Source organism: Cytobacillus oceanisediminis (genome assembly GCF_003182355.1).
Taxonomy (GTDB): domain Bacteria; phylum Bacillota; class Bacilli; order Bacillales; family Cytobacillaceae; genus Cytobacillus; species Cytobacillus oceanisediminis_A.
This window is the reverse complement of record NZ_QGTW01000010.1, coordinates 40,270-64,402: the sequence shown is the minus strand read 5'-3', so window position 1 is coordinate 64,402 and position 24,133 is coordinate 40,270. Positions and strand designations below refer to the sequence as shown.

At 41.4% G+C, this 24,133-nt stretch carries 28 protein-coding genes; 3 read left to right on the top strand and 25 right to left on the bottom strand.

What is annotated here, in order from left to right:
- Positions 1-43 precede the first annotated feature (43 nt).
- A complete protein-coding gene (locus DFO73_RS28790) occupies positions 44-193 on the bottom strand; it encodes a hypothetical protein (RefSeq protein WP_181396054.1) in 150 nt (49 codons plus the stop codon).
- Positions 194-370: 177 nt separating this feature from the next.
- Between DFO73_RS28790 and DFO73_RS28785 the strand changes: the two genes are divergently transcribed.
- Positions 371-538, top strand: a complete 168-nt coding sequence (locus DFO73_RS28785) for a hypothetical protein (protein WP_181396053.1) — start codon at positions 371-373, stop codon at positions 536-538.
- A 127-nt stretch (positions 539-665) separates the two neighbouring features.
- Complete coding sequence (locus tag DFO73_RS17910; RefSeq protein WP_110066086.1) at positions 666-1,640, top strand: F510_1955 family glycosylhydrolase; 975 nt, start codon at positions 666-668, stop codon at positions 1,638-1,640.
- A 25-nt stretch (positions 1,641-1,665) separates the two neighbouring features.
- On the opposite strand, the gene sigK is transcribed toward DFO73_RS17910, so the two are convergent.
- From sigK to mtnN, 5 genes are all read right to left on the bottom strand, one after another.
- Positions 1,666-2,382, bottom strand: coding sequence for an RNA polymerase sporulation sigma factor SigK (gene sigK, locus DFO73_RS17905; RefSeq protein WP_110066085.1), 717 nt, complete (start codon positions 2,380-2,382; stop codon positions 1,666-1,668).
- Between the two features lie 170 nt (positions 2,383-2,552).
- Entirely contained in the window at positions 2,553-2,750 is a 198-nt protein-coding gene (locus DFO73_RS28310; RefSeq protein ID WP_142669535.1) for a hypothetical protein, read from the bottom strand.
- A 416-nt stretch (positions 2,751-3,166) separates the two neighbouring features.
- Complete coding sequence (locus DFO73_RS17900; RefSeq protein ID WP_110066084.1) at positions 3,167-3,307, bottom strand: YrzI family small protein; 141 nt, start codon at positions 3,305-3,307, stop codon at positions 3,167-3,169.
- A gap of 376 nt (positions 3,308-3,683) precedes the next feature.
- The gene (locus DFO73_RS17895; protein WP_110066083.1) at positions 3,684-3,944 is read right to left on the bottom strand and encodes a YrhC family protein; all 261 of its coding nucleotides are present in this window, start codon (positions 3,942-3,944) and stop codon (positions 3,684-3,686) included.
- Between the two features lie 179 nt (positions 3,945-4,123).
- The gene (gene mtnN / locus DFO73_RS17890; protein WP_110066082.1) at positions 4,124-4,828 is read right to left on the bottom strand and encodes a 5'-methylthioadenosine/S-adenosylhomocysteine nucleosidase; all 705 of its coding nucleotides are present in this window, start codon (positions 4,826-4,828) and stop codon (positions 4,124-4,126) included.
- 377 nt (positions 4,829-5,205) lie between these two features.
- Here mtnN and DFO73_RS17885 point away from each other — a divergent pair, with 377 nt between their 5' ends.
- Positions 5,206-5,412 (top strand): YrzA family protein, encoded by a 207-nt coding sequence (locus tag DFO73_RS17885; protein ID WP_110066081.1) that lies wholly within the window; start codon positions 5,206-5,208, stop codon positions 5,410-5,412.
- Between the two features lie 275 nt (positions 5,413-5,687).
- On the opposite strand, the gene DFO73_RS17880 is transcribed toward DFO73_RS17885, so the two are convergent.
- The 19 genes from DFO73_RS17880 to recD2 form a co-directional block, all read right to left on the bottom strand.
- The gene (locus tag DFO73_RS17880; RefSeq protein ID WP_110066080.1) at positions 5,688-6,371 is read right to left on the bottom strand and encodes a YrrS family protein; all 684 of its coding nucleotides are present in this window, start codon (positions 6,369-6,371) and stop codon (positions 5,688-5,690) included.
- A gap of 246 nt (positions 6,372-6,617) precedes the next feature.
- A complete protein-coding gene (locus DFO73_RS17875; RefSeq protein WP_110066079.1) occupies positions 6,618-8,411 on the bottom strand; it encodes a peptidoglycan D,D-transpeptidase FtsI family protein in 1,794 nt (597 codons plus the stop codon).
- A gap of 65 nt (positions 8,412-8,476) precedes the next feature.
- Positions 8,477-8,953 (bottom strand): transcription elongation factor GreA, encoded by a 477-nt coding sequence (gene greA, locus DFO73_RS17870; protein WP_110066078.1) that lies wholly within the window; start codon positions 8,951-8,953, stop codon positions 8,477-8,479.
- A gap of 368 nt (positions 8,954-9,321) precedes the next feature.
- The gene (gene udk, locus DFO73_RS17860; RefSeq protein ID WP_110066076.1) at positions 9,322-9,957 is read right to left on the bottom strand and encodes a uridine kinase; all 636 of its coding nucleotides are present in this window, start codon (positions 9,955-9,957) and stop codon (positions 9,322-9,324) included.
- Positions 9,958-9,961: 4 nt separating this feature from the next.
- Positions 9,962-11,230, bottom strand: a complete 1,269-nt coding sequence (locus DFO73_RS17855; protein ID WP_110066075.1) for a peptidase U32 family protein — start codon at positions 11,228-11,230, stop codon at positions 9,962-9,964.
- Positions 11,231-11,290: 60 nt separating this feature from the next.
- Positions 11,291-12,220, bottom strand: a complete 930-nt coding sequence (locus DFO73_RS17850) for a peptidase U32 family protein (protein WP_110066074.1) — start codon at positions 12,218-12,220, stop codon at positions 11,291-11,293.
- A 5-nt stretch (positions 12,221-12,225) separates the two neighbouring features.
- Positions 12,226-12,861 (bottom strand): O-methyltransferase, encoded by a 636-nt coding sequence (locus tag DFO73_RS17845; RefSeq protein WP_110066073.1) that lies wholly within the window; start codon positions 12,859-12,861, stop codon positions 12,226-12,228.
- A gap of 285 nt (positions 12,862-13,146) precedes the next feature.
- Positions 13,147-14,280 (bottom strand): endolytic transglycosylase MltG, encoded by a 1,134-nt coding sequence (gene mltG, locus DFO73_RS17840; RefSeq protein ID WP_110066072.1) that lies wholly within the window; start codon positions 14,278-14,280, stop codon positions 13,147-13,149.
- 506 nt (positions 14,281-14,786) lie between these two features.
- A complete protein-coding gene (locus DFO73_RS17835) occupies positions 14,787-15,071 on the bottom strand; it encodes a DUF1292 domain-containing protein (protein ID WP_026583774.1) in 285 nt (94 codons plus the stop codon).
- Between the two features lie 13 nt (positions 15,072-15,084).
- Complete coding sequence (gene ruvX / locus DFO73_RS17830) at positions 15,085-15,501, bottom strand: Holliday junction resolvase RuvX (protein WP_181396052.1); 417 nt, start codon at positions 15,499-15,501, stop codon at positions 15,085-15,087.
- Between the two features lie 2 nt (positions 15,502-15,503).
- Positions 15,504-15,770 (bottom strand): IreB family regulatory phosphoprotein, encoded by a 267-nt coding sequence (locus DFO73_RS17825; RefSeq protein WP_009333061.1) that lies wholly within the window; start codon positions 15,768-15,770, stop codon positions 15,504-15,506.
- Positions 15,771-16,043: 273 nt separating this feature from the next.
- The gene (alaS, locus tag DFO73_RS17820) at positions 16,044-18,677 is read right to left on the bottom strand and encodes an alanine--tRNA ligase (RefSeq protein WP_110066071.1); all 2,634 of its coding nucleotides are present in this window, start codon (positions 18,675-18,677) and stop codon (positions 16,044-16,046) included.
- Positions 18,678-19,084: 407 nt separating this feature from the next.
- Entirely contained in the window at positions 19,085-20,167 is a 1,083-nt protein-coding gene (locus DFO73_RS17815) for an AI-2E family transporter (protein ID WP_110066070.1), read from the bottom strand.
- Between the two features lie 129 nt (positions 20,168-20,296).
- Positions 20,297-20,422, bottom strand: a complete 126-nt coding sequence (locus tag DFO73_RS17810; protein WP_258309595.1) for a YrzQ family protein — start codon at positions 20,420-20,422, stop codon at positions 20,297-20,299.
- Positions 20,423-20,455: 33 nt separating this feature from the next.
- Positions 20,456-20,647: a hypothetical protein gene (locus DFO73_RS17805; protein ID WP_110066068.1), complete on the bottom strand. Its 192-nt coding sequence runs from the start codon at positions 20,645-20,647 to the stop codon at positions 20,456-20,458.
- Positions 20,648-20,662: 15 nt separating this feature from the next.
- Complete coding sequence (locus tag DFO73_RS17800; protein WP_110066067.1) at positions 20,663-21,133, bottom strand: PRC-barrel domain-containing protein; 471 nt, start codon at positions 21,131-21,133, stop codon at positions 20,663-20,665.
- Between the two features lie 121 nt (positions 21,134-21,254).
- Positions 21,255-21,407, bottom strand: coding sequence for a hypothetical protein (locus tag DFO73_RS28780; protein WP_181396051.1), 153 nt, complete (start codon positions 21,405-21,407; stop codon positions 21,255-21,257).
- 45 nt (positions 21,408-21,452) lie between these two features.
- Complete coding sequence (locus tag DFO73_RS28775) at positions 21,453-21,617, bottom strand: hypothetical protein (protein ID WP_181396050.1); 165 nt, start codon at positions 21,615-21,617, stop codon at positions 21,453-21,455.
- Positions 21,618-21,679: 62 nt separating this feature from the next.
- Complete coding sequence (recD2, locus tag DFO73_RS17795) at positions 21,680-24,106, bottom strand: SF1B family DNA helicase RecD2 (protein WP_110066229.1); 2,427 nt, start codon at positions 24,104-24,106, stop codon at positions 21,680-21,682.
- Positions 24,107-24,133: the final 27 nt, after the last annotated feature.

The window sequence follows — 24,133 nt, the reverse complement described above, 5'->3', positions numbered from 1 at the left end:
GAAGCCCACACCGCATTGGGTATGAGCTAGGTTGTAATCTTTACTATTTATAATAACCGCCATAATATGCAAAGCCTCCAAAAACAAGCAGCAGGATCAGCAGCACAACCACCAGAGCAAGCCAGAATCCTCCGCCCCCGTAATATCCTCCAGGATAAGGCGGGGCCGGATAGCCGTAATAACCATAAGGCATAATGCTTCTACCTCCCTTCGCTTTCTATTATTAGGGTATGTGTCCAACGGGATGAGCGTTTAGGCGTTTACATCAAATTTCCTCCGAGAGATAAGCAAAATCCTTATTATCCTAAGCACCGCCATAAAAACGCATCATATAATGATAGCAGAAGGAAAATTAAGGGAGGAGTGTTAAATGAAAATCATCTCCATCTGCAAGAAATGCAAAGGAACAGGCAGCATAACCGCTTATAAATTTATAAAGAAAACTTACCCTGTATGCAAAGGAGCAGGAAAAATGACAAAGAACATTTCAGATATCAAAAAAGAGAAGAGACATAAAGGTTCACTTATTCCCCTTTAGGCCCATAACCTAGAGTTTCTACCGCTATGGACCCTTTCCAGAGGCAAGGGTTTTTTATTTTGACTTTAAATGCTTTATAATGACAACGGAAAGAAACATCGGACTACGGTCAATTGGAGTGAAAAAAATGAAACACTGCAAGAAAGGGGTTCTTCTATTATTATTCTCACTTGTTTTGCTTGCAACGGGCTGTTCTTCAGAAGAGCAAAAAAGTGAAAACCCACCGGAGGAACCTTCAAAAAAGACGGGCGAGCAATCTCCCTTTGAACTTACCAAGGCTTCAGCCCAGCAAATTGAACATATCCAGGGGATAGGCTATCCCGGAAATGATACAGGGCTATATCTCTCATCCAGCGACGGACTAAAGCTTTTCAAAGATGGCTCCTGGCATGAAACATCCACCCATAACCACGACTATATGGGTTTCCAGGCGATAAAAGACGGTTATATTGCCAGCGGCCATCCAGACAAAGATTCCGATTTAAAAGACCCCCTTGGTATTGTTAAAAGCACAGATAAAGGCGCATCGTTCAAAGATCTGGTGTTTTACGGTGAAAGTACATTTCCTTTTTTATCAGCTGGCTACAATACCGGTATGATCTATGTAATCAATCAGGAAGAGAACACTAAGCTTGATCCTGGGGTATATCGAACGGAAGATGAAGGGCAAACCTGGGAGCCAGTCAGTTTAAAAGGGCTGAAGGCTGACACGCTTGGCATGATCGCAGCACATCCTGATGATGCCGATATAATGGCTATGTCCACGAGAAGCGGAATCTTTTTCTCGCGCGATAAAGGAGAAACAGTAGAATTAGTATCTGAACCAATCATGGCTACAGCCTTGGCTTTCACGGAAGACAGCTTGTACTACGCATTTGCAAAGCAGGAAAGGGTCTTGCTGAACAAGATTGACCTTGAAACCATGGAAACCTCTCCAGTTGATATCCCTTTTCTTAGCTATGACAACCCGATTACATACATTGCAGCTGATTATCAAAATAGCGGAAGAATCTCTTTCTCGACCTATTTGAAAGATTTATATGAGTCTGGAGATAGCGGCGAAAACTGGGAGCTTTTATTAAAAAATGGCAGAATAAAATAATTAAAGGGACAGAAGAGCTGTCCCTTTAATTATTTTTGCGCTTTTCTTTTTCTGCCCGATAAAACTCATGGAACATCTTCATTAATGCCCGCTTCTCAATTCTGGATACGTAACTCCTGGATATGCCAAGCTCCTTTGCAATTTCCCTCTGGGTTTTTTCTTTTTGCAAATCGAGCCCGAACCTTCCGACAATGACCTCTTTTTCTCTGTCATCCAAAACATCAATATATTCCTTCACCTTTTCAAGCTCCATATTCAGCTGAATCGTATTAATAACATCCTCGGATTCTGACTTTAATACATCAATAAGGGATATTTCATTGCCCTCTTTGTCCTGTCCAATGGGGTCGTGAAGCGATACATCCTTCTTGGTCTTTTTTAATGCCCGCAAATGCATGAGGATTTCATTCTCAATACAGCGGGCTGCATATGTGGCCAGCTTTGTTCCTTTACCTTCAGAATAGCTCTCAATTGCTTTTATCAGCCCGATGGTCCCTATAGATATCAGATCTTCGGAATCTTCTCCGGTATTTTCAAACTTTTTTACAATATGAGCAACCAGCCTAAGATTATGTTCAATCAGCATATTACGGGCATGCGCATCACCAGCAGCCATCAATCGCAGGTATTTTTTTTCATCTGCAGGTGACAGCGGTTGAGGAAATGCATTATTTTTTACATAAGATACAAGGAACACAATTTCCTTAACCAAATAACCAAGTGCAGTTAAAATTCCGGACATTGTTTCACCCCCGCTTTTAATGCGTGTTCAAAAAAGCCTATAACTAATTCCTATGTAAGCATGGAGTTGTTTTTGTCTGTCCCATATAGATATTTTCATACAGAAAATATTTCCTTTTCCCTTCTCCCTCTTCAAATGGACATTTATTCGTTTTTTTCGTTATGATGGATTTATATAAAAAGAGAAAGAGGTCTTGCTTTGAACGCTAAGCGAATAATCCTGGCACTTGTTTTTTTCATTGTTTTGCTGGATAGCCTGGCAAAATTCATTTTTGAAGGCTTTTCTTTAAAAACCCTACTATTATTACTGGCAACAGCGGCAATTGTAGCATTTCTATGGTTAATTCCAAATAAAAAGGACTGACTCATTAGCAGTCAGTCCTTTTTTCAGGCTATTGCCTGGATCTTTTGTTGTTGCTACTCTGTTACGCTTACCTCAGCGGCAATGATGCAGCCAATTGCTCCGCAAATAACCAACCCCATAACAATCGAGAACATCTCTCACACCCCTTTAGAAATTCCTGGTTTCCTTTAATGTACCATGGTTTTTCCTGCTAAATAGAAAGCGAATGTGAACATTCTGTTAATCCCAGCCATGGGAAAGGTTATTTCCTTTTTCTCCGGAATCCGAGAGTTAAAATTAAAATATGCAGTGACATACCTAATTGCCTCCTAACACAGTATGGTTAGGTGGAGTCTTTCTCCACCCAGAAAATTGCCTGACGTCCTTGAATAAGAAAAACCATTTTCCTAACCACCTTTCAAGTTTTTTAAAATTACTACTATTAAAACGGGCGATAAATTGAAAACTGACGGTCACGGTTTTGGTCCTGAATTTTTTTGGACATTTGTTCACGTATAATGTCTTCAGCTGATAATTGACGTTTTTTAATGGTTACGGTCAAAAATAAGATATTTAAAGTCATTAGATTTTCCACCTCCTCTTTCATATCCCGCCTAAAGGCACAAAAAAGCCGCAAAGAGACACACTCTCTGCAGCTTGGTCATAGGCATAAAAAAGCCGCAGAGCACGATTCTCCCTGCGGCATGGATATGTAATGTCAAAAATTTAAGCGATCCATTCCATGTAGGTCGAATTCGTAGAATAATTATCTAATTCTGCTTTTACTGCAATTGCTTTGATCATCATTACATTCGACCTCCTTGTTTGAATTTTTCGCTTATATTGGTAATTATATCCACAACAATATGGTTTGTAAACCTTTTTTTTGATTTTTTTCAAATTCTTATAAAAGTATGAACCCATAAAAAAACACCCTGAAAGAGGGCGTTTGCAATCTATTATTTTTTCATCAGGAATTCCTGGCCATCATCCAATTCGTTCAGCTTTTTACGGCAATGCTTGGAGACCGCAAAGAAATATATGGAACCAATCAGGAAAACCGCAGAAGATCCAGCCATTATATATAATTCCATCATTGTATTTGCAGTGTCCGGAATAATTAAACCCAGGTAAAAAAATGAGCCGACAGCAAGCAAAGCAATAGCAAACCGCTTGAAGTCCACCATTTTCTCAAATAATCGCTTTGCTTCATTTTTCATTTTTATCACCTTCTATTTTATGGTCTTTTTCAAAAGACTATAATCCTACTTTAACATAGAAAGCAGTAGTACAGGTGATGTAAATATTGTAAGCACAAGAAGACCATCCAATAAAGGAAAGGCGGTCTTCAATGAAAAACCGCTTCATACCCTGTGTTTGATATATTCTTATAGCTGTCCTATTTATTTTGTCTAATGGCCTCAACCATCTTCATAACCAGATTGGCCGAATGAAGTGCTGCCTTTTCCAAAAATTGATCAAAAGAAATATCGGACTCTTTTCCTGCAATATCGGAGAGAGAGCGTATAACCACAAAAGGGGTTTTAAATTGATAAGAGACCTGGGCGATAGCAGCTGCTTCCATTTCTACTGCCTGCAGGCCTGTGAATTTATCACGGATATAGTCCACTCTTGCCGGATCGTTCATAAAGGAGTCACCAGTCGCAATCAATCCTCTAACGACTTGGATATCCTGGATTTCTTTCGCACATGCCTCAGCAATTTTCAAGAGGCTGCTATCCGCTTCAAATGCCGCCGGCAATTGCGGCACCTGTCCATATTCATAGCCAAAAGCAGTAACGTCTACATCATGATGCCTTACCTCTGTGGAAATAACGACATCCCCCACATTTAAATCAGGGTTGAAACCGCCAGCCGATCCAGTATTAATAACATAATCCGGCTTAAAACGCTCCAAAAGGATAGCGGTTGACATGGCAGCATTCACTTTCCCAATTCCAGAACGCAGCAGGACCACTTCGGCTCCATTCATCTTTCCTGTTGTAAACTCGCAACCAGCGATGGTTTCCTGCCCTTTGCCTTCTATTTTATCTCTGAGTAAAGTAACTTCCTCTTCCATTGCTCCGATAATCGCTATTTTCATCTTAAAACCTCTTTCATATTTTTCTTTGGCTCTTTATATTACCAGGTGAATGGCAAAAGCAGCCATGCTTTTCAAACTAGTCCTTAGGCTCCTGCAGATGCTAAACTTGTGCAGCAAACATGAACCCGCTTTTTATGTAAACTTCAGGAGATTGCTATTTGCATCCGCAAAAACTATTCTACCACCACTTACAGGAAGTTTTCCATATATCGCAATTCTATTGTCCCTATCAGCATCTCTTAAAGTGCAATAGCTTATGTGTATTCACCGCCAGAATGATTAAATACTGAAGAAATTTGCCAGAACAGATTGCCGGCACTAAAATAATGATAGAAATTGTTAGTCTAAACTTTGCATATGGAAGGATGATTCTATCTATGAATTTTAAGTTTGATTTAATTGAAGATAAAGTTGAATTTTATGAGGCCCCCTCTTTAAAGGAGCTTGAAAAGAAAATAAATAGCCAAATCGAACATAATAAGGCGATTCTTCTTTCTGTCCATCATGTTTCCCATCAAATGCATCTCGACGAGAATGGCAGAACTTATTACTCTGCTGTTGTACATTTCAAAGCAAAAAAATAAGGACGCACAGACGTCCTTATTTTTTTGCTCTGTTAACTTGTCTTTGATTTTCGCTATAGGCGCTTAGCGAACCGCTGGCGGTCCGGAAGCCTACTCGGCGCACACGCTCCTGCGGAGTCTCTTTTTGACTCGCTTCTCCCCCAGGACTTTGAATAAGCATCCGTGAATATACAACGCACGAAGGAAATGCCAAGGCATTTTCCAGGAGCCCGAACCTTCCGCTCCAATCAACAGAGTGCAAAATCAACAATGAACATTAGCATAGTCTATTTTTTTTAATTAATTTCATTTAATACTTCTACCTTTACTGGCTTCCAGCCTTGACCGTCCACCCAGTCTATATAGACACGATATTTTTCGCTTTGATCCTTTGTTGATATGGTTCCTACTGATTTGTTCGGTCCATTATTGCCAAGAAACCACACTGTCATATTGCTTTGGTCTACTCCAGTAGCATAGGAGATTGCCTGGAGCATTTCCTGCCAGTCCACAGCGTTCTGGTCATAGACTGCTGTGTGTTCACCTGATTGGGACGTGCCAACCGGTTCCCAGGCAGGATTTTCGATTGTTTTTTCAACATCAGGCGAGCTTCCGCCTTCGGTTACGACTTTTTCATTTTCTTCTGATTCCTTTTCGGCTTCCTCAGCTTCTTTCTTCTCTTCCTCTGCCTGTTCTTCTTCTTCTCTAGCCTTTTCTATTTCTTCTTCATCTTCTTTTTCCTGTTCACGATCACCGGCTTGATTATCTGTTTTATTTTCATTTCTCTCATTCTCAGACGCTGTTTGTTCATCCGCCTGGAGTGCTTCATCATTGTTCCCGCCAAAGAAAATTTTAGCAGACACAACGATAATCAGTAATATAACAAGCGCAATTAGACTATTTAAAACAATATTGGTTTTTTTTCTTTTTTCCCGTTTACCTAATCGGGACTCTCTTGGTGAATGCTCATTCCCTTTCAAGGCTTTCTCCTCCCCAAACTTTTATCAGGATTGCACGTAATAATGCTAATGAAAGGCATAAAACTATTTAGCCACGCCTCTTTTAAGTCGTTACTACCCAAATTGTGGCTGTGAACATTCTAACACGACATAAGGCTATCTTAAAAGAAATAACCTTTTCCATGAAAAAAATGATGGTGTACGTTTATTTCTATCAGTAAAACATATCCTGCAGCCTTCAGGAAAGTTACAATATATCATATTTGTTTATGAGTCTGTAGAGCCAAAGGGCGGAACTTCTTCTTTATGATTAAAGTTATATATCCCCTTCACCAAGTCTGCAAATAAGGGATTCACACCCCCTGTGTCCTCTGTTACCCCAAGATTTACTGTAACAAGAGCATATTTCGGGTTTTTATAAGGAAAATAACCCGCAAACCATTTATTATGGAGCTGCTTGCCAGCCACTATTCTTCCTGTCTCGGCAGTGCCGGATTTGCCGGCTACCTCATATGGAAGTTCTTTGAACCATTTGCCGGTTCCATCCTCATTGATTACTACCTCTCTGAGAAGCTTTTGAAGTTTCATTGCCGTATAAGGTGCAATCGTTTCTCCGTCCAGCTTTTTCTCCTTAAACTCCAAAAGAGATGTACTGTTTTTATATTCTATTTCTGAAGCAACCCGGACCATGTCCTTCTGTCCGCCCCGCGCTATAGTTGCTATCATATTGGAAACAGCAAGGGGGGTTGCTCTGACTTCATGCTGGCCAATCCCTGTCAGGGCAACAAAATTGCGGTCCTTTTTGGCATCTTCTGATAAAAATACACGGCCCTTTTCTTCGTCCTGAAGCTGCCTGAAGTCATTGAAATGGTATATATCGCCTTGCCAGCCCACAGGCCCCGTCAGCGATAACTTCTTTGCATAATCTTCCAACACTTCAGAATCAATATCTTTTAATTCTTTTGCTACAGTTGCAAATGTATTATTACAGCTTCTCGCAAAGCTATCATTGAAATTTAGCATTCCATGCTGGTACTTAGGGTCTGGCTGCCCATTAATTTTCTTACTGCAATCAAATTGCCTTGCAGGATCATCCAGTCCATGATCAATGGCTGCTGCGGCGACCACAGTCTTGAATACAGACCCCATAATTTGCTGTTTTATCATCTGATTAACCGCTCCGCCGCTTTCTTTATCAAAAGGATTATCTTTATTAACGGATGGACGCGATACCATTGCCAAGACCGTATTCGTCTCAATATCAAGGAGAACAATTCCTCCTTTTTTGATGCCATGCCGATCAGCCAAATTTTCAGCCATCATTTGCAGATCATAATCCAAGGTTGTTTTGATATTGACAGGATAGAAAGGATTAGCAGGCTCTACATATTTCACATTGATGCCAAATAAGGGGCCTCCAGTTGCATCCACATGATAGACAAGCTTAGAAGCACCTTCGGGAAGCAAAAATTCATCGAAGCTCTTCTCCATTCCGGTTATGCCGACCATTGTGTTAATGGATAGCTCTTTATCAGGGTATCTTTCCTTAACGAGATTTTGATTTTCTCCGGTAATTCCGATTAACTGTGCAGCGGGACTCTCTAAAAGGTTGTACTTCTTCTCAACAGCAAAAACTCCTGGAATCTTCAGAGCATTTATTTTCTCCATTTGTTCCTCAGTCAGCTGGAGCGGTTCAGGCTTGCCAAAAGCAAAAGGCTCCTTGGCGTTTTCAACCGAATATCGGAGAGAATATTCCGATGCACCTGTAATTTCCGAAACCCTTTCTATATCCCAATCCATTTTTGCCAGAAACGGAAATAAAATAAGGACAGGAATATTCTTATGAGTTAGGGGCCTGCCGCTGCGATCCAAAAAGTTTCCCCTGCCAGTATCTATGACCATTTCCTGGGATCTCTGGCGAACGCTTGCTTCAAGCAGGTTTATTTCCCTGTCTGTAAAATGTTCAGTTGAAATGAGCTGAAGCTGAATCAGCCTTCCTACAAGCAAACATAAGACCGTAAAACTTATTATAAGCCAGCCAACTGCTCTTTTTCTCCACATAAAAAACACCTCGTCAAAAGTCTTGACGAGGTTTTCTGATTTCAAACTATTCGAATTTAAAAATATTATTTAATGGAGACAATACGTACGTTCATTTCTCCCCCAGGTGTCTGGACGGTTACTTCGTCCCCAACCGTACGGCCAATCAGGCTTTTTGCAATTGGAGAATCATTTGAGATTTTGCCTTCGAAAGGATCTGCCTCTGCACTTCCTACGATTGTATACGTTTCTTCGTCTCCATCTGGAAGTTCAACAAAAGTAACAGAACGGCCAAGTGCAACAGTATCTCCAGCCATTTCTTCCTCTTGGATGATTTTCGCATTGCGGATCATATTTTCAAGTGTTGTAATACGGCCTTCTACAAAAGCCTGCTCTTCTTTAGCAGAATCATACTCAGAGTTTTCGGATAGATCGCCAAAGCTTCTAGCGATTTTTATACGTTCAACCACTTCTTTACGTTTAACTGATTTTAAATACTCAAGTTCCTGCTCAAGCTTTTCTTTACCTGCTTGTGTCATAGGGAAAACTTTTTCTGTAGCCAAAAACCTTCACTCCTTCGAATTACACATTCCTTTACGGTTTGTGTTTCTATAATGTATGTATTTCTTTATATCAAAATTTTAGGAAAATGAATAGGAGCGCGTCCTCGGTTAAAGGGCGCGCATGTAATCTTTTTTCGGCTTTGTTAAGTTTGCCTGTTAATCTCCGCTCCAGGGGCTCAGCGACCCGCGGGCGATCCGGGAGCCTCCTCAGCGCATTCGCGACTGCGGGGTCTCCTTTAACTCGCTTCTCCCGCTGGAGTCTCGCCCCTTCCGCTCTTATCAACAAGGTGCCAAAATCAGCAAAAAGCTTTAACACTGCCTGATTTTAAAAATAATGAATCCTATTGAACATTTTCTATGCTATTGTTTCATAAAAATGACTTTTGTTCAAGAATTGTTTGAATTTTTGTGACCATTAAATCGATCGCGACATAATTATGTCCGCCTTCAGGGATAATGATATCCGCATATCTTTTCGTTGGTTCAATAAATTGATTATGCATCGGACGGACCACATTTACATATTGCTCAATGACTGAGTCCATCGTACGTCCGCGCTCTTTAATATCTCTAAAAAGGCGGCGGATAATCCGCAGATCAGCGTCCGTATCGACATATAATTTAATATCCATCAAGTTACGGAGCCTTTCATCCTCCAGGACAAGGATCCCTTCAAGGATAATGACATCCTTTGGCTCGACTTTAATTACTTCTTCGGATCTTGTATGCATTGCATAATCATATACAGGCTTGTTTATCGGTTCATACCTCAGCAGGCTTTCAACATGCTCTATCAGCAAATCATTATCAAATGCAAGCGGATGGTCATAATTAGTCTTCAATCTTTCTTCAAAGGGCAGATGCGTCTGGTCTTTATAATAATAATCCTGTTCGATCATCAAGATAGAATGCCCTTTAAAGCGATCGTAAATCGATTTTGTTACACTCGTTTTTCCGGAGCCGGAACCGCCGGCTACCCCAATTACAACGGGTTTGCGTTTCATTCGGTTAGAGCTCCTTTCGCATCATGTTGTTAGGGTATACCGGCTTTTCAACCTTGAATTGAACTATTTGGAGCGGGTGGCGTGCTGCATCCAATACATTGCCTTTTTCATCCCAGATTTTATCGATGACTTGTGTAAAGTTCTCAATTTCCGGACCAAAAAACTCGACTTCCTGCCCAGGTTTAAAATTATTTCGCTGCTGAAGAGTAACCATCTGCGTCTCTGAGTTGTAGTCCAGGACTAAACCAACGAAATCAAAATTCGTCTTTTTGCTATGATTTCCAAACATTTGCTCTTTATACCCTGGAACCCCTTCAAAGAAGGCAGGAGCAGTTTCACGATTAGCACACTTATCCAATTCTTCAAGCCATTCCTGCTTAATTTTAAAGTTTTCAGGATCTGCACAATAGGCATCAATAACTTTCCTGTAAACACTCACAACCGTTGCAATATAATGGATGGATTTCATGCGCCCTTCAATTTTCAGGCTGTCGATTCCCAGTTCGATCATGCGGGGAATGGATTCGATTAACTTTAAATCTTTAGGGCTCATGGCGAAAGGAGCATCCCCTTCCCTGTATAAAGGAACCTCGTTTTCTCCCTCCAGCTGATACAAATCATAATCCCAGCGGCATGACTGGCAGCAGCCGCCCCGGTTAGAATCACGGGCTGTCATATGGTTGCTGAGCGTACAGCGTCCTGAATAGGCTATACACATTGCACCATGGATGAAAGTTTCGATTTCAATATCAACCTTTTCCTTCATTTCTTTGATTTCTTCTGCACTTGTTTCACGAGCAAGAACGACACGCTCCAAGCCTTCTTCTTTCCAGAACTGGACAGCTTTCCAGTTGGACAAGGATTGCTGCGTGCTTAAATGCACTTCGATTTCAGGAGCAACACGGCGGCATGTTTCAATAATTAGCGGATCCGCTACAATAATTCCTGCAACTCCCGCTTCTTTAAGTCCGAGAAGGTAACCCTCCAGGCCATCAATATTTTCGTTATGTGCAAAAATATTTGTTGTAACATAAATCTTTGCTCCATATTTTTTGGCGAACTCAACGCCTTCTTTCATTTCCTCGAAAGTGAAATTGCCGGCGTTTGAACGCAGCCCGTATTCCTGCCCGCCAATAAACACAGCGTCGGCACCATAGTGCACGGCAATTTTCAGCTTCTCAAGGTTTCCTGCCGGAGCAAGCAATTCAGGCTTCTTTACAATAACCCTTTTACCATTGACAATTTCGGAAATAGTATCTTTTACCGCTGTCATAAAGCTGCCTCCTCTTTCTTATAGTTTTATTTAAATTACTATCGCTGTCCAGCTAGCAGATTAATATACTGTTTCTTTGAAGAAGAACCCTGTATCAAGCGGGCGGTTGGCCGGCTGAATCTTTTCAATTTCTGCTAAAAGATCATCTTTTATTTCATCATATTGATCCGGGTCTTCGGCACATGTTTCGATTGCTTTTCTATATAGTTTTGTAACTTCAATAATATATCCGGGACTCTTTAATACCCCATCAATTTTAAAGGAATCAATGCCTGCTTCCATCATATCCTGCAGTTCATCAATAATGCAGATATCATTTGGGCTCATAATATGAGTGCCATTTTCGTCCTCGAAAATCGGATATTTATTTTCACGTTCTTTATCATGAAGGAACATATTCTGTTCCTGTTTGCGATTCTCTACTTCCATTGCCTTACCCTGATATTCATAATAATTCCCAAGAAGTGAACGCTTGGATTGGAACATTGCTGTCATACCGTGAACCTGCACTTCAATTTCAACTTCAGCATTTTCTTTTATTTCAATGATGGCATCCATGTTAATTTCCCGTGCAAGAATAGCACGGGTTGCACCTTTTCGGCCCCAGTAGTTGCATGTATACCAGTTTGTTGCCGTTGTTTCAGTATTCCAATGCAGTTTCATGTCAGGTGCTGCTGAACGGGCAGCCATTAATACAGCTGGATCTCCAAAGATAATCGCATCAGCCTTTATGTCTTTTAAAAAGCTGATATATCCCTCAAGCTCTGGCACTTTATCATTGTGAAATAAAGCATTCATGGCTACATATACTTTTTTACCATGTCCATGTGCGATTTCTACAGCTTTTTTAACATCTTCTCTTGAAAACTCACCTGCTAGCCGCAAGCCGTATCGCTGTTCTCCAACCACAAAGGCGTCGGCACCTGCAGAAGCCAATGGAAGAATATCTTCAACACTCGTTGGTGTTACTAACAGTTCAGGTTTTTTCATTTCTTTCACCTCTTTTTACTAATTGCCACTCCGTCCCCTACTGGCAGTATGACTGTGTAGTATTCAGGATGACTCATTAACCATTTATTAAAACCATCAATCTTTTTTACCAGATTTCGGATTCGCTTATTTTCGATTTCCGGCTCACACACAAGGCCCTTAAAAAGGACATTATCTGTAATAATCATCCCATCCTTGGCCAGATAGCGGGAATACATTTCAAAAAAGCGCTGATATTGACCTTTTGCCGCATCAATAAACATGGCATCATATAACCCATGTTTCTTAACGTCTTCCTCGACTTCCAGAGCATCTCCTTTTATAATCAGGATTTGCCCATTTTTACCCGACTCATTTATATACTGCTCGGCAAGCTGATAGCGTTCAGCATCCCGTTCAATCGTGACAATTTTACTTTCAGGCAGCGCATATGCCATTCTGAGTGCTGAATAGCCAATTGCTGTGCCTACTTCTAAAATCGTTTTTGGCTTTTGTATGCGCAAAAGCTGAAGCATCGCCTCTATTCCCGCCAGCTCCATAATTGGCACATTATGTTCTCTGGCATAGTGCTCCATTTTGCTTAACAATTCCGGCCTTTCCGGTATTATTTCCTCTATATATGCATGCAGCTTATCATTCATCAAGCTGGCATCACCTCAATCCGTTATGGATTTTAATATATTATCAGCGAAGGGGAACCCGTTCTTCCTTTTAAGCGGGCGCTCTACGCTTTTCGATTTAGACATGAAAAAATAGCGTTCACAGATAGGATGTCAAAATGCGCAGTCCTGCATTCCGGCTGCCTGAGCCTTGATCCATGCTTGTCCGTGATTCACGCTATTGCAATGCTCTATTAAAACACCTGATCTATTTTACCATAATTAAAAGGGGAATGCTATATTTCAGCGTTCCCCTTTTTTTGCATCTTAATTGTTAGTAATATGCTGTGATTTCTTTTGATTATGTTCATCAAGTGTCTTAGAGAATAAGACATCTCCTGTAGAGGTGGCAAGAAAGTATAAGTAATCCGTTTCGGCCGGCAGCAATGCTGCTTCAATAGATGAAGCCCCGGCATTTGCAATAGGTCCTGGTGTCAGGCCTGGATACTTATAAGTGTTGTATGGAGAGTCAATCTCCAAGTCTTTATATAGAACCCTTGATTTGTGTTCTCCCTGGGCATAAAGGACAGTTGGGTCTGTCTGCAGCGGCATGCCCGTTTCTATACGATTATAAAACACACTGGCAATCTGATCGCGGTCAACTTTTTCTGTTGCTTCTTCCTCGATCAGCGATGCCATTGTCAATAATTTATGTGGAGTGAATTCCTGCTCTTCCATGTCGCCACGGTATTTATTGATGACTGATTGTGTTTTATCAAGCATTACTTTTACAACTTCTTCTAATGTCGTGTCTTCTTTATAGAAAGGGTATGTTGCAGGAAATAGATATCCCTCCAAAGGATATTTAACGTTTTCTGCAAGAATTTCTTCTGTGAGCAAATCGGGATATTCAGCCATTAAAGATTCCACAAAAGCCTTATCATTAAGCTTCTTGAAGACATCTTCAGGCTTCTGGTCAAGTTTTTCGCCAATTATGCCGGCTATCTGCTCAAGCTGTTTCCCTTCTGGAATGGTGATCTTAAAGACCATATCCTTTATGACTTTCCCTGTTTTTAAACTATCCAGAATTTCCGGCATAGTCATGGAAGGTTTCAATTCATATTCTCCAGCCATGAATCCTGCTTCATTTTTAAATTTCACATAATATTTAAAGACACGGGCATCTTTTATGATTCCATTTTCCTCGAGAATATTAGCGATTCCTGTAACAGAGGAACCTATGGGAATCTCCACTTTCTTTTGCTGATCGCTTTCCGGATCAACAGGCTTTAAAGCAGAATTAATATAAAAATAACCTCCGCCGATAATAGCAACAGCTGAAATAAATAAAATAATGGCAACAATCAGGACAATTTTCCGGACAACTTTCGCTTCACTTTGTCGCTCTATCATTTTCTCGCGGATGACTTCCTTCTTTCCTTTTTTCTCTTCTGTCGACATTACAATTCCCCTCCGTTCCATAGACGTTGGCTCTTATCTGCAAAAGACAGGCTACATCCTTATCTCTTATATTTTCCAGTAAAAATCAGCCGGTATGCTTGCCAACAGGCCTAAGAAAAACTGCGTATAGTTCTCTTTGTTTTCTATACATCTCGGATTATTATACTATATTTTCTTTTTGAAGTCGCAGGATACAACAAAAAACCACACAATTCGCCAATTTTTTCCACGAGTATTATATAAATTCACCTTAAATAAAAATAAACTTGCCTGTTGATTTTCTCTCCAGCGTACGCTTTCCGCGGGCGGTCCAGGAGCCTCCTTCACCAAATGACACGCATACGGTGTCTCCCTTTTCCTGCGGGGCATTGAACCATCATCTTCTAATAAACACCGTACGAAGGAAATGCGAATGCGTTTTCGCGATAGTCACCAAATCACAAAGTGCAAAAATCAACGTTAAGCTTTACCATAGCCAAAAAAAAACTGGCCCGCAGGCCAGTTTTTTAGTCTTCTTGCTCTTCAAGGAATGTGTTAAGCATTTCTTCAATCAAGTCCCATTCCTCTTCTGTTTCGATTGGCTGCAATTCTCCGTCCTTGCTGTCTTCGCTTGGACTGAAAGCAGATGCGTGGATTTCGATTTCTTCGTCATCATTTTCATCTGCCCCAACTGGATAGTAAAGGACGTATGATTTTCCGAATTCGTCAGAATCAAACGTGAACAATACTTCACACAGCTGTTCGTTGCCTTCTTCATCAATTACTGTAATGTTGTTGTCTCCGTGGTTCATTCTTTTCACCTCATTAAATTTGGCTATTTAAAAAGCCTTGTAAAATCATGACGGCTGCCATTTTATCAATGACCTTTTTCCGTTTTTTGCGGCTGACATCAGCTTCAAGCAAAACTCTTTCAGCTGCCATAGTTGATAAGCGCTCGTCCCATAGCACAACTGGCAGGCCAAATTGTTTTTCCAGCTCTGAAGCATAGAACTCGCTTGCCTCTCCGCGTGGACCAATGGTTCCATTCATGTTTTTAGGCAAGCCGACGACAATTTTACTGACTTCATGCTCTTTTATTATTTCACCAATTCTTTCAAAACCAAACTTTTTTTCTTCTTCGTTGATTTTGATGGTTTCCAAGCCCTGCGCTGTCCATCCCAGCGCATCACTTAGAGCGACACCGACTGTTTTAGAGCCGACATCCAATCCCATAGTCCGCATGTTTATCCCTCACGCTGCTGTTTTAAGTATGATTTAACCAATTCTTCGATGATCTCGTCCCGTTCGAGCTTGCGGATAATATTACGTGCATCCTTATGGCGGGGAATGTAGGCTGGATCCCCGGACAACAGGTAACCGACAATTTGGTTAATCGGGTTATACCCTTTTTCCTGAAGTGCGCCATAAACCTGAAAAAGGACTTCATTCACATCTTGTTCGATTGGTTCTTCAGGAAAATTGAACCTCATTGTTTTATCAAATGAGCTCATTTCTTACACCTCGCTTTTCTGTATGAAGGGTTAGACTAGCCTAATTCCACCGGATTTGTTTCCACGACTGCATTGTCCGGTGCCCAGCTTGTCAGCTATTTAAACATCCATGCCTCTTCATAACGGTTTGGCCTGTTGAAGCCGCTTGAAAATACAGAGCGATCATTAATGATTTTGTCCTGACAGGAAAACATAGTGAAGAACAAGCTGTCATTTCCTGATTTTGAACAATCTCTCATGGTTACCTACATTTTACACTACTTTTCCGGGATATCAAATGGATTTAACCCATTCTTCTACAAATTGCAGTGCACTTTCAAGTTTTTCAGGATCTTTGCCGCCAGCTTGAGCCATATCAGGACGGCCTCCCCCGCCTCCGCCACATCGGGTAGCCACTTCTTTAACGGCTTTGCCGGCATGGAAGCCTTTCTTAATCAGGTCCTCTGTTACTCCTGCAATGATATTCACTTTGCCCTCATTTACGGTGCCCAATACAACTACCGCTGATCCCAGTTTTTGTTTTAAATCATCAGCCATATTCCGAAGGCTGTTCATATCCGCTGCCTGCACCTTTTCAGCAAGAACAGTTATGCCATTGATTTCCCTGGCTTTTGATACAAGGCTTCCTGCTTCAATATTACCCAATTTTGCTGCTAATGATTCGTTCTCACGCTGAAGCTGTTTAATTTCTCCCAGCAATACGTCAATTCTAGAAGACAAATCTTTTGGATTTGTTTTAAGTTTACCAGAAGCATCTTTCAAAATATTGATCTGGTCATTCATCAGCCTGTATGCAGCTTCACCTGTTACTGCCTCAATTCTGCGTGTACCTGCTCCAATTCCGCTTTCTGATTGAATCTTAAACAATCCGATTGCCGCTGTATTAGGAACATGGCATCCTCCGCAAAGCTCAAGGCTGTAATCTCCTACCTGTACAACACGGACAATTTTTCCGTACTTCTCACCGAATAGAGCCATTGCTCCCATTGCCTTTGCTTCTTCGATCCCTTTGTAAGCAATATCTACATCAAGGCTTTGCCAAATTTGCTCATTAACGATTGCCTCAATTTTTTCAAGCTCTTGTGCCGTAATTTGGCCAAAATGAGAGAAGTCAAAGCGCAGACGGTCCGGACCAACCAGTGAACCTGCCTGGTTTACATGGCTGCCCAAGACATCCTTTAAAGCCTGATGAAGCAAATGGGTAGCTGTATGATTCTTAATTACCTTAGAACGTATTTGCTCATTAACGGAAGCATACACGGATGCAGAAGTTTTTAAGGTACCTTCTTGAACTACTGCCCTATGAAGATTTTGACCGTTTGGAGCTTTTTGAACATCCTTTATGGCAACTCTTAGACCCTCTGCTTCAAGAGTTCCCTGGTCGGCAATCTGTCCGCCGCTCTCTGCGTAAAATGGCGTTACGTCAAGAATAAGCTGAACTTCTTCCCCTGCCTGTACTTCTTTTATTAATTGGCCATCAACAATAATTGCTGCCACTTTGGCTTCTGTTTGAAGCTTGTCATATCCTACGAACTTACTTTCCGTTTTCAATTCTCCTAAAACGCCGCCTTGAACTTGCATGGAATCTACATCCTGCCGTGCAGAACGCGCGCGTTCACGCTGTCTTTCCATTTCCTTTTCAAAACCTTCATGGTCGACCTTCATTCCTTCTTCCTCTGCATATTCCTCTGTCAGTTCAACCGGGAATCCGTAAGTATCATAGAGGCGGAAAACATCTTCACCTTGAATGGTGTCGTTTCCTTTTTCCTTTTCTTTCTTTATAACAGTTGAAAGAATGGCCAATCCTTCATGAAGTGTTTCATGGAAACGCTCTTCTTCGTTCTTGATTACCTTCTGGATGAACTCTGTTTTTTCTTTTACTTCCGGATAATAGTCATGCATGATTTCACCTACTACAGGAACGAGCTCAAACATGAATGGTTCATTAATATTTATTTGCTTTGCATAACGTACTGCCCGGCGCAACAGTCTCCGCAATACATACCCGCGCCCTTCGTTTGAAGGCAGTGCACCGTCTCCGACTGCAAAGGCTACAGTACGGATATGGTCGGCAATTACTTTAAATGCAACATCTGTTTCTTTTCCTGCACCATATTTTTTGCCGGAGATTTCCTCTGTTCCGCGGATTATCGGCATAAATAGGTCTGTATCAAAGTTAGTTGGCACATTTTGAACAACTGATGCCATACGTTCAAGCCCCATGCCTGTATCAATATTTTTCTTTGGAAGAGGCGTATAAGTACCATCAGGATTATGGTTAAATTCCGAAAACACAAGGTTCCAGACCTCTAAATAGCGTTCATTTTCCCCGCCAGGATATAATTCGGGATCCTCAGGGTTATCTCCGTATTCAGGTCCGCGATCATAGAAAATCTCTGTATTTGGACCGCTTGGACCTTCACCGATATCCCAAAAGTTTCCTTCCAGGCGGATAATTCTCTCTTCTGGCACTCCAACCTTTTCCTGCCATATTTTAAAGGCTTCATCATCTTCCGGGTGAATCGTGACAGAAAGTTTTTCTTCATCAAATCCAACCCAATTTTTATCCGTCAGGAACTCCCATGCCCAAATGATTGCTTCCTCTTTAAAATAGTCGCCAATCGAGAAATTCCCGAGCATTTCAAAGAAGGTATGATGTCTAGCTGTCTTGCCGACATTTTCAATATCGTTTGTACGGATTGACTTTTGCGCATTTGTAATCCTTGGATTTTCAGGAATAACACGCCCGTCAAAATACTTTTTAAGGGTAGCTACCCCACTGTTTATCCAAAGCAGGGAAGGGTCATCATGCGGAACAAGTGATGCGCTGGGTTCAACAGCATGGCCTTTCTCCTTGAAAAAGTCTAAAAACATTCGGCGTATTTCTGCACCTGATAATTGTTTCATATGATCCATCCTCCTAAAAATTATGTACTGGTTTTTGCACATGCCTTGAAAAAAGGCAACAAAAAAAGCCCTAATCCCTGGACAGGGACGAGAGCTTGCTCGCGGTACCACCCTGATTATGGAAAAAAGCGCATGTACCCTGCAGGCTCAGTGCTTCTGTTCCATCTCTCAGATCCTTAACGCGGATAAACGGCAGGTATTAACTGCACTCAGGATTAGCTTTCTGTTATCCTTCATCTGGGAATTCTTTCAGCCTGGGGAACTCCCTCTCTTGTGTGAATGCAAAAACTTATTCGCAAACACGCAGATGGTCTATAACATACTGATTCCGTCTACACATTTTCAATAAATAAAATTACTTATAGACGCATTATAGCGACTTTACAGGAACCTTGTCAATACAGCCATTAAGATCCTGTAATATTGGGTTCCGGCCTCTTGGAAAAATGTTTTCTTGCATGTATGAGACTTACTTTCAAGACAGCTAATATCGGGACGGCAATAATCAGCCCCAGTATCCCTCCTGCCTCTCCCCCCGCCAGCAAAGCCAGCATGATCAAAAGCGGATGCATATGAAGGCTCTTGCCCACAATTAATGGCGATAGTATATTTCCTTCAAGAAATTGCAGGACAATAATAATTCCCACAGTAATCACAATCATTTTAACAGATAGTGTCGTCGCGATGATGACAGCCGGTACTGCTCCAATAATAGGTCCGAAATATGGGATAATATTGGTTACCCCAATAATTAAGCCGAGCAGAAGCGGATAACGCATGCCAAAAACCCAAAAAAGCAGGGAAGAAATCGTTCCTATTGCTGCACATACCAATAGCTGCCCCCTGATATAACTTCCAAGGGATTTATCAATATCCCTCAAGAATAATACCCCTTCCTTTCTCCAACTCCTTGGCGTCAAATACCAGACCGCCTTCTTCATAATCGTAAAGTCCTTTAGCAGGTAAAAGGAGATAAAGGGAATTACAGCAATAATCACAGCATAATTTAATATATTAAGCAAAGAATTGATAACTCTTGAAAGCAGACTATCCAATGCCCCTTCCACAGCAAAAATCCCATCATCAATCCGGGTTTGAATTCCATCCGGCCATGTTGAAGTCTTTTCCTGTATGACATCGATCCATCCCCGGTATTGATTCGCAAACTGGGGAGCATTTTCTGCAAGATCCCTTAATTGATGGATAATGGCTGGTATTCCTTTATATAAAGAAAAGCCCGCACCCCCAAAAAACAAAAAATAAATAATAAAAACGGCTATTCCTCTATGGAGACCTGTTTCATGAAGTTTCTCCACTACAGGATGCAAAAGATATGTAATAAAGGCTGCAATAATAAAAGGGATAATAACCGACAAAAGGATGTTCAGAACAGGCATCCATAAAGCCTGGAGCTTTAAAAAAACAAATATGACAATAAGCAAGAGAAGCAGAAATCCAAGCCGGTAAAACCATTTCAATCGAATATCCAATAGGGTCCGCCTCCTTGTTTTTATTGTGAGAGCATCTTGGGAAATTATGCATAAGGACTGCCAAAAGCTATAATAACCAAAAAAGCTGGCCCTCGTTTCCGGCGGACCAGCCTAAAATTTAAATTTAGTTTAGAATAAGGCTCTCGTTATTCTTTTTTGCATTCGTTTCATCTGTCGCCCAGACATCAGGTTATTTTTTTGAGCATAATTATAAGCAGCCATGCCTGCACCTATTAACATTGCAGAGGTTAACATTCTGTTCAATCGTCTCACCTCTTTCGTCCAGATTCACGAAAGATACCGGCGCTCATTTTCTTCAAACAAATCATCAAGGGAGCTAAGTGTTCCGTCTTCCTCAACTTGATGGGTATTGATGACTCCTTTAGACAAGGAAAGTTCAATAAAGCAATTCCAGCAATAGAATTGATTAATACCGATTTTCCCGATATCCTTGCTTTGGCAATTTGGACATTTTAGCATGGAAAAGACACCTCACTATTTTACATTTACAATGATGGCATCCTTTCCAATTGCAGGCGGTTCATCGGTTTTTATAACACGTTTTCCTTCCATAACATCTGAAAAGAAGCCATCCGACAGTTCATACCCTACAATCGTCCCCAATTCTTCCATAAAATATACATCCTCCAGTAATCCAAGCCGTTCCCCTTCTCTGCTCATCATCATTTTTCCTGTTAAACGGTTATGGCTTTCAAATGTATATTCTTCAATTTTGGGAATTGCCCTGAGAACAGAGGAATCTTCAATCATCACGCCATCCCAGCCAAATGAGGTTACGTCCTTGATCCCAATCAGATAGTTTTTTTTCAATAGAGCGCCCTTTCGCAGAAGTAAACCCTTTACTTGCCCATTGCCTGAAATGGATAAATCACAAACTTCGCCTATCTTATTGCCTGTTTTTACATCAAAAACAGGCATCCCTTTTAATAAAGAAAATGTCCGCAAGGAATGTCCCACCTTCCCGAACATTTATAGTTTTCACTGTCCTTTAAAAAACATAACGGAAAACCATTGCCATAAGAGCCAAAAAGTTTTTTGGACCATGTGAATCAGGCTTCATAGGTTTTTAGCGGCCATTATATCTGGGTTTGTTAAATCGATCGTTCCGTTCTCTTCCGTCCGAAAGTTCTTCGGAGAACTCATATTCCTGCTGTTTCGGCTGATTATACCGCTTTACTCCATGGAGATTGAGAAGCGAGCTTCTTTTTTTCTTTTCCACAATAATCATTTCTCCTTTTTTGGTTTCTATTGTTAAAGTACAGAACTATACTGTTCTTCTATTGCCAGGGCTCAATTTTGCTTCCCCGCCGGAAGCATGGTTTTTCTCGTTTGTTTTTTCCTGCCTAGTATTCGAAACAAGATTGGATGCTTCCAGTTCTTCCGATGCCATATTATTATTTGGTGCTGCTTCTTCATTCCATTTGCCCATAACTGTACCCCTCCAACTGATGGTATATAAAAAAGAACAGCCTGTATTTAGACTGTTCCTTTTTAGCTATATTCTGTTTCCATAAAATCATACGGTGTTATATTTCCCATTCCGATCATGGGGTCGGTTTGAAGCAGTCTTTTTTCGAGTGTGAGTGTTTCCTCTAATGAAGCATCCCCGGCTTCATCCTTTTGAAACCCACCCTCTGCTGGGATTGCTTCTCTAAGCTTCTCGGAAAGAGTTGTTAGGCGCGCTTGTTCTTCTGCCCGCTCAACACCAATTTTCAATGCTTCCTCTTCACCGCATAGAATTAAAAATTGCTTGCTGCGGGTGATCGCAGTATAGAGCAGGTTTCTTCTCAGCATCCGATAATAACTTTTAACAACGGGCAGAATAACAATCGGGAATTCACTCCCCTGGGATTTATGAACAGAGCAGCAGTATGCATGTGTGATTTGGTTTAAATCCTGCCTGGTGTATGTAGCTTCTGCACCATCAAAGGAAACAACAACCATATCCTGTTTTTCCGTATTTTCTTTTGCATAAAAGATTGAAACAATTTCACCCATATCTCCATTGAAGACGTTATTCTCCGGCTGGTTAACGAGTTGAAGGACTTTATCGCCAATGCGGTATTTAACATCGCCAAACGCAAGCTCCTTCCTCGTTCCGTCCGGATTGGGGTTAAGGATCTCCTGCAATATTTCATTAAGTTTATCAATGCCTGCAGGCCCTCTATACATAGGGGCAAGCACTTGTATATCCCTTGATGAATAGCCTTTTTTCTTGGCATTTAAAACGACCTTTTCAACAACATCCGAAATTTGGCCCGGGTGGCATTTAATAAATGAACGGTCAGCCTGCTGTGCGGAAATATTCACAGGCAGCTTGCCTTTTTTCATTTCATGGGCAAGCTCGATGATTGACGAGCCTTCCGCCTGGCGGTAAATATCGGTTAAACGGACGGTTGGAATACATTTCGAGCGGAGGAGGTCCTTCAACACCTGGCCAGGTCCAACTGAAGGAAGCTGATCCTCATCGCCTACCAGGATCACCTGCATATTTTCAGGCAAAGCTTTGAAAAGCTGGTTGGCAAGCCATACATCGACCATTGAAGTTTCATCAACAATTAATATCTTTCCTTCCAAAGGGCTTTCTTCATGGCGGTCGAAACACTCTGTCCCATTCCAGCCCAGCAGCCGGTGAATTGTTACAGCAGGCAGACCCGTAGACTCTGCCATTCGTTTTGCAGCCCGGCCAGTAGGGGCAGCCAGCAGGAACGGGAATGGCTCTTCTTTTTTATAATCCTTCGGCTCCAGCGAACAGCCATGCAATTCAGCATAAAGTTCAACAATCCCTTTGATGACCGTTGTTTTTCCGGTACCTGGACCCCCTGTTAGAATCAGCATTGGGGACATTAGGGCTGTTTGGATCGCTTCTTTTTGGGTCGGTGCATATTGGACGCGAAGACGCTCTTCCAAGTTGCCTAGGGCCAGCAGAAACTCCGACTCCGGAAACTGTTCATCATACTGTGTTTGCTTAAGGATGCGTTTAATATTTGTTACAAGGCCTTTCTCCGAAAAATAAAGGGATGGAAGATATAATTTTTGCCCTTCAGCCTTTATTTTTCCTTCTTCTTCAAGCTTAATCAGTTCATTAGAAATTTCTCTATATTCAATCGAGTCCCGCTTATTTTCTTCCAGCAGTTTTTTCACGCTTTGCAGCAGAACCTTTGCTTCCACAAAAACATGGCCTGCTTGCATGCTTTCCATTTCAAGTATGTACAGACAAGCTGCTTTAATCCGATCAGGGTGGCTGCCCGCAATGCCCAGCTGATAGCCAAGTTCGTCTGCCCGCCCAAACCCGACACCTTCAATATCCTCTACAAGTCTATATGGATTGTTTTGTACAACTTCAATCGTTGATTCTTTATAAACCTGATAAATCCGCATAGATAGCTGAGGGCCGAATCCATATTGATTTAGTGAAATCATGGCTTGTTCAAGGCCTTGATGCTCCATTAGCGTCTCGTAAAGCAATTTAGCTTTATCAGGTGATAGCTTGGGAACCTGATCAAGAAGGGAAGGCTGGTTTAGGATCCGGGAAATGGCATCTTCTCCAAGTGTCTCAACGATTTGCTCTGCTGTTTTCTTTCCGATTCCTTTAAATAGTTCACTTGATAAATAATTGGCCACACCCTGTTTTGTTTGGGGAAGGTCTTTCCGGTAATGGCTTGCGTGAAATTGGACGCCGAATTTTGGATGATCTTTGAATTCACCGTAGAAAATATAGGTTTCATGCTCATGCATCTTTGGAAGATAGCCGGTAATAACCGCCTCTTTTTCCTCATACGATTCATTTGTTTCATCAACCCGAATTCGCAAAACCGTATATAAATTTTGCTCATTATGAAATATGGTGACAAGATGTCTGCCTTTTATAAATTTTCCCTGTTCGGCAAAAAGATCCATGGAGTCCTGCTTTTCCATCATTTATCCCCTCCCCTTAAGCAAATC

What these genes read in the sequence shown, in the direction of transcription:
- DFO73_RS17900 (WP_110066084.1), bottom strand. Translation starts at nt 3,307, where the DNA reads ATGACTTTAAATATCTTATTTTTGACCGTAACCATTAAAAAACGTCAA.
- udk (WP_110066076.1), bottom strand. Translation starts at nt 9,957, where the DNA reads ATGAAACGCAAACCCGTTGTAATTGGGGTAGCCGGCGGTTCCGGCTCC.
- recD2 (WP_110066229.1), bottom strand. Translation starts at nt 24,106, where the DNA reads ATGGAAAAGCAGGACTCCATGGATCTTTTTGCCGAACAGGGAAAATTT.
- sigK (WP_110066085.1), bottom strand. Translation starts at nt 2,382, where the DNA reads ATGTCCGGAATTTTAACTGCACTTGGTTATTTGGTTAAGGAAATTGTG.
- mltG (WP_110066072.1), bottom strand. Translation starts at nt 14,280, where the DNA reads ATGTCGACAGAAGAGAAAAAAGGAAAGAAGGAAGTCATCCGCGAGAAA.
- mtnN (WP_110066082.1), bottom strand. Translation starts at nt 4,828, where the DNA reads ATGAAAATAGCGATTATCGGAGCAATGGAAGAGGAAGTTACTTTACTC.
- DFO73_RS17850 (WP_110066074.1), bottom strand. Translation starts at nt 12,220, where the DNA reads ATGAAAAAACCTGAACTGTTAGTAACACCAACGAGTGTTGAAGATATT.
- DFO73_RS17895 (WP_110066083.1), bottom strand. Translation starts at nt 3,944, where the DNA reads ATGAAAAATGAAGCAAAGCGATTATTTGAGAAAATGGTGGACTTCAAG.
- DFO73_RS17855 (WP_110066075.1), bottom strand. Translation starts at nt 11,230, where the DNA reads ATGACAGCGGTAAAAGATACTATTTCCGAAATTGTCAATGGTAAAAGG.
- DFO73_RS17910 (WP_110066086.1), top strand. Translation starts at nt 666, where the DNA reads ATGAAACACTGCAAGAAAGGGGTTCTTCTATTATTATTCTCACTTGTT.
- DFO73_RS17805 (WP_110066068.1), bottom strand. Translation starts at nt 20,647, where the DNA reads ATGCTAAAATGTCCAAATTGCCAAAGCAAGGATATCGGGAAAATCGGT.
- DFO73_RS17810 (WP_258309595.1), bottom strand. Translation starts at nt 20,422, where the DNA reads ATGTTAACCTCTGCAATGTTAATAGGTGCAGGCATGGCTGCTTATAAT.
- DFO73_RS17885 (WP_110066081.1), top strand. Translation starts at nt 5,206, where the DNA reads ATGAATTTTAAGTTTGATTTAATTGAAGATAAAGTTGAATTTTATGAG.
- DFO73_RS28785 (WP_181396053.1), top strand. Translation starts at nt 371, where the DNA reads ATGAAAATCATCTCCATCTGCAAGAAATGCAAAGGAACAGGCAGCATA.
- DFO73_RS17825 (WP_009333061.1), bottom strand. Translation starts at nt 15,770, where the DNA reads ATGAGCTCATTTGATAAAACAATGAGGTTCAATTTTCCTGAAGAACCA.
- alaS (WP_110066071.1), bottom strand. Translation starts at nt 18,677, where the DNA reads ATGAAACAATTATCAGGTGCAGAAATACGCCGAATGTTTTTAGACTTT.
- DFO73_RS17835 (WP_026583774.1), bottom strand. Translation starts at nt 15,071, where the DNA reads ATGAACCACGGAGACAACAACATTACAGTAATTGATGAAGAAGGCAAC.
- ruvX (WP_181396052.1), bottom strand. Translation starts at nt 15,501, where the DNA reads ATGCGGACTATGGGATTGGATGTCGGCTCTAAAACAGTCGGTGTCGCT.
- DFO73_RS17845 (WP_110066073.1), bottom strand. Translation starts at nt 12,861, where the DNA reads ATGAATGATAAGCTGCATGCATATATAGAGGAAATAATACCGGAAAGG.
- DFO73_RS17875 (WP_110066079.1), bottom strand. Translation starts at nt 8,411, where the DNA reads ATGTGGAGAAAAAGAGCAGTTGGCTGGCTTATAATAAGTTTTACGGTC.
- DFO73_RS28775 (WP_181396050.1), bottom strand. Translation starts at nt 21,617, where the DNA reads ATGGGCAAATGGAATGAAGAAGCAGCACCAAATAATAATATGGCATCG.
- DFO73_RS28310 (WP_142669535.1), bottom strand. Translation starts at nt 2,750, where the DNA reads ATGAGTCAGTCCTTTTTATTTGGAATTAACCATAGAAATGCTACAATT.
- DFO73_RS28790 (WP_181396054.1), bottom strand. Translation starts at nt 193, where the DNA reads ATGCCTTATGGTTATTACGGCTATCCGGCCCCGCCTTATCCTGGAGGA.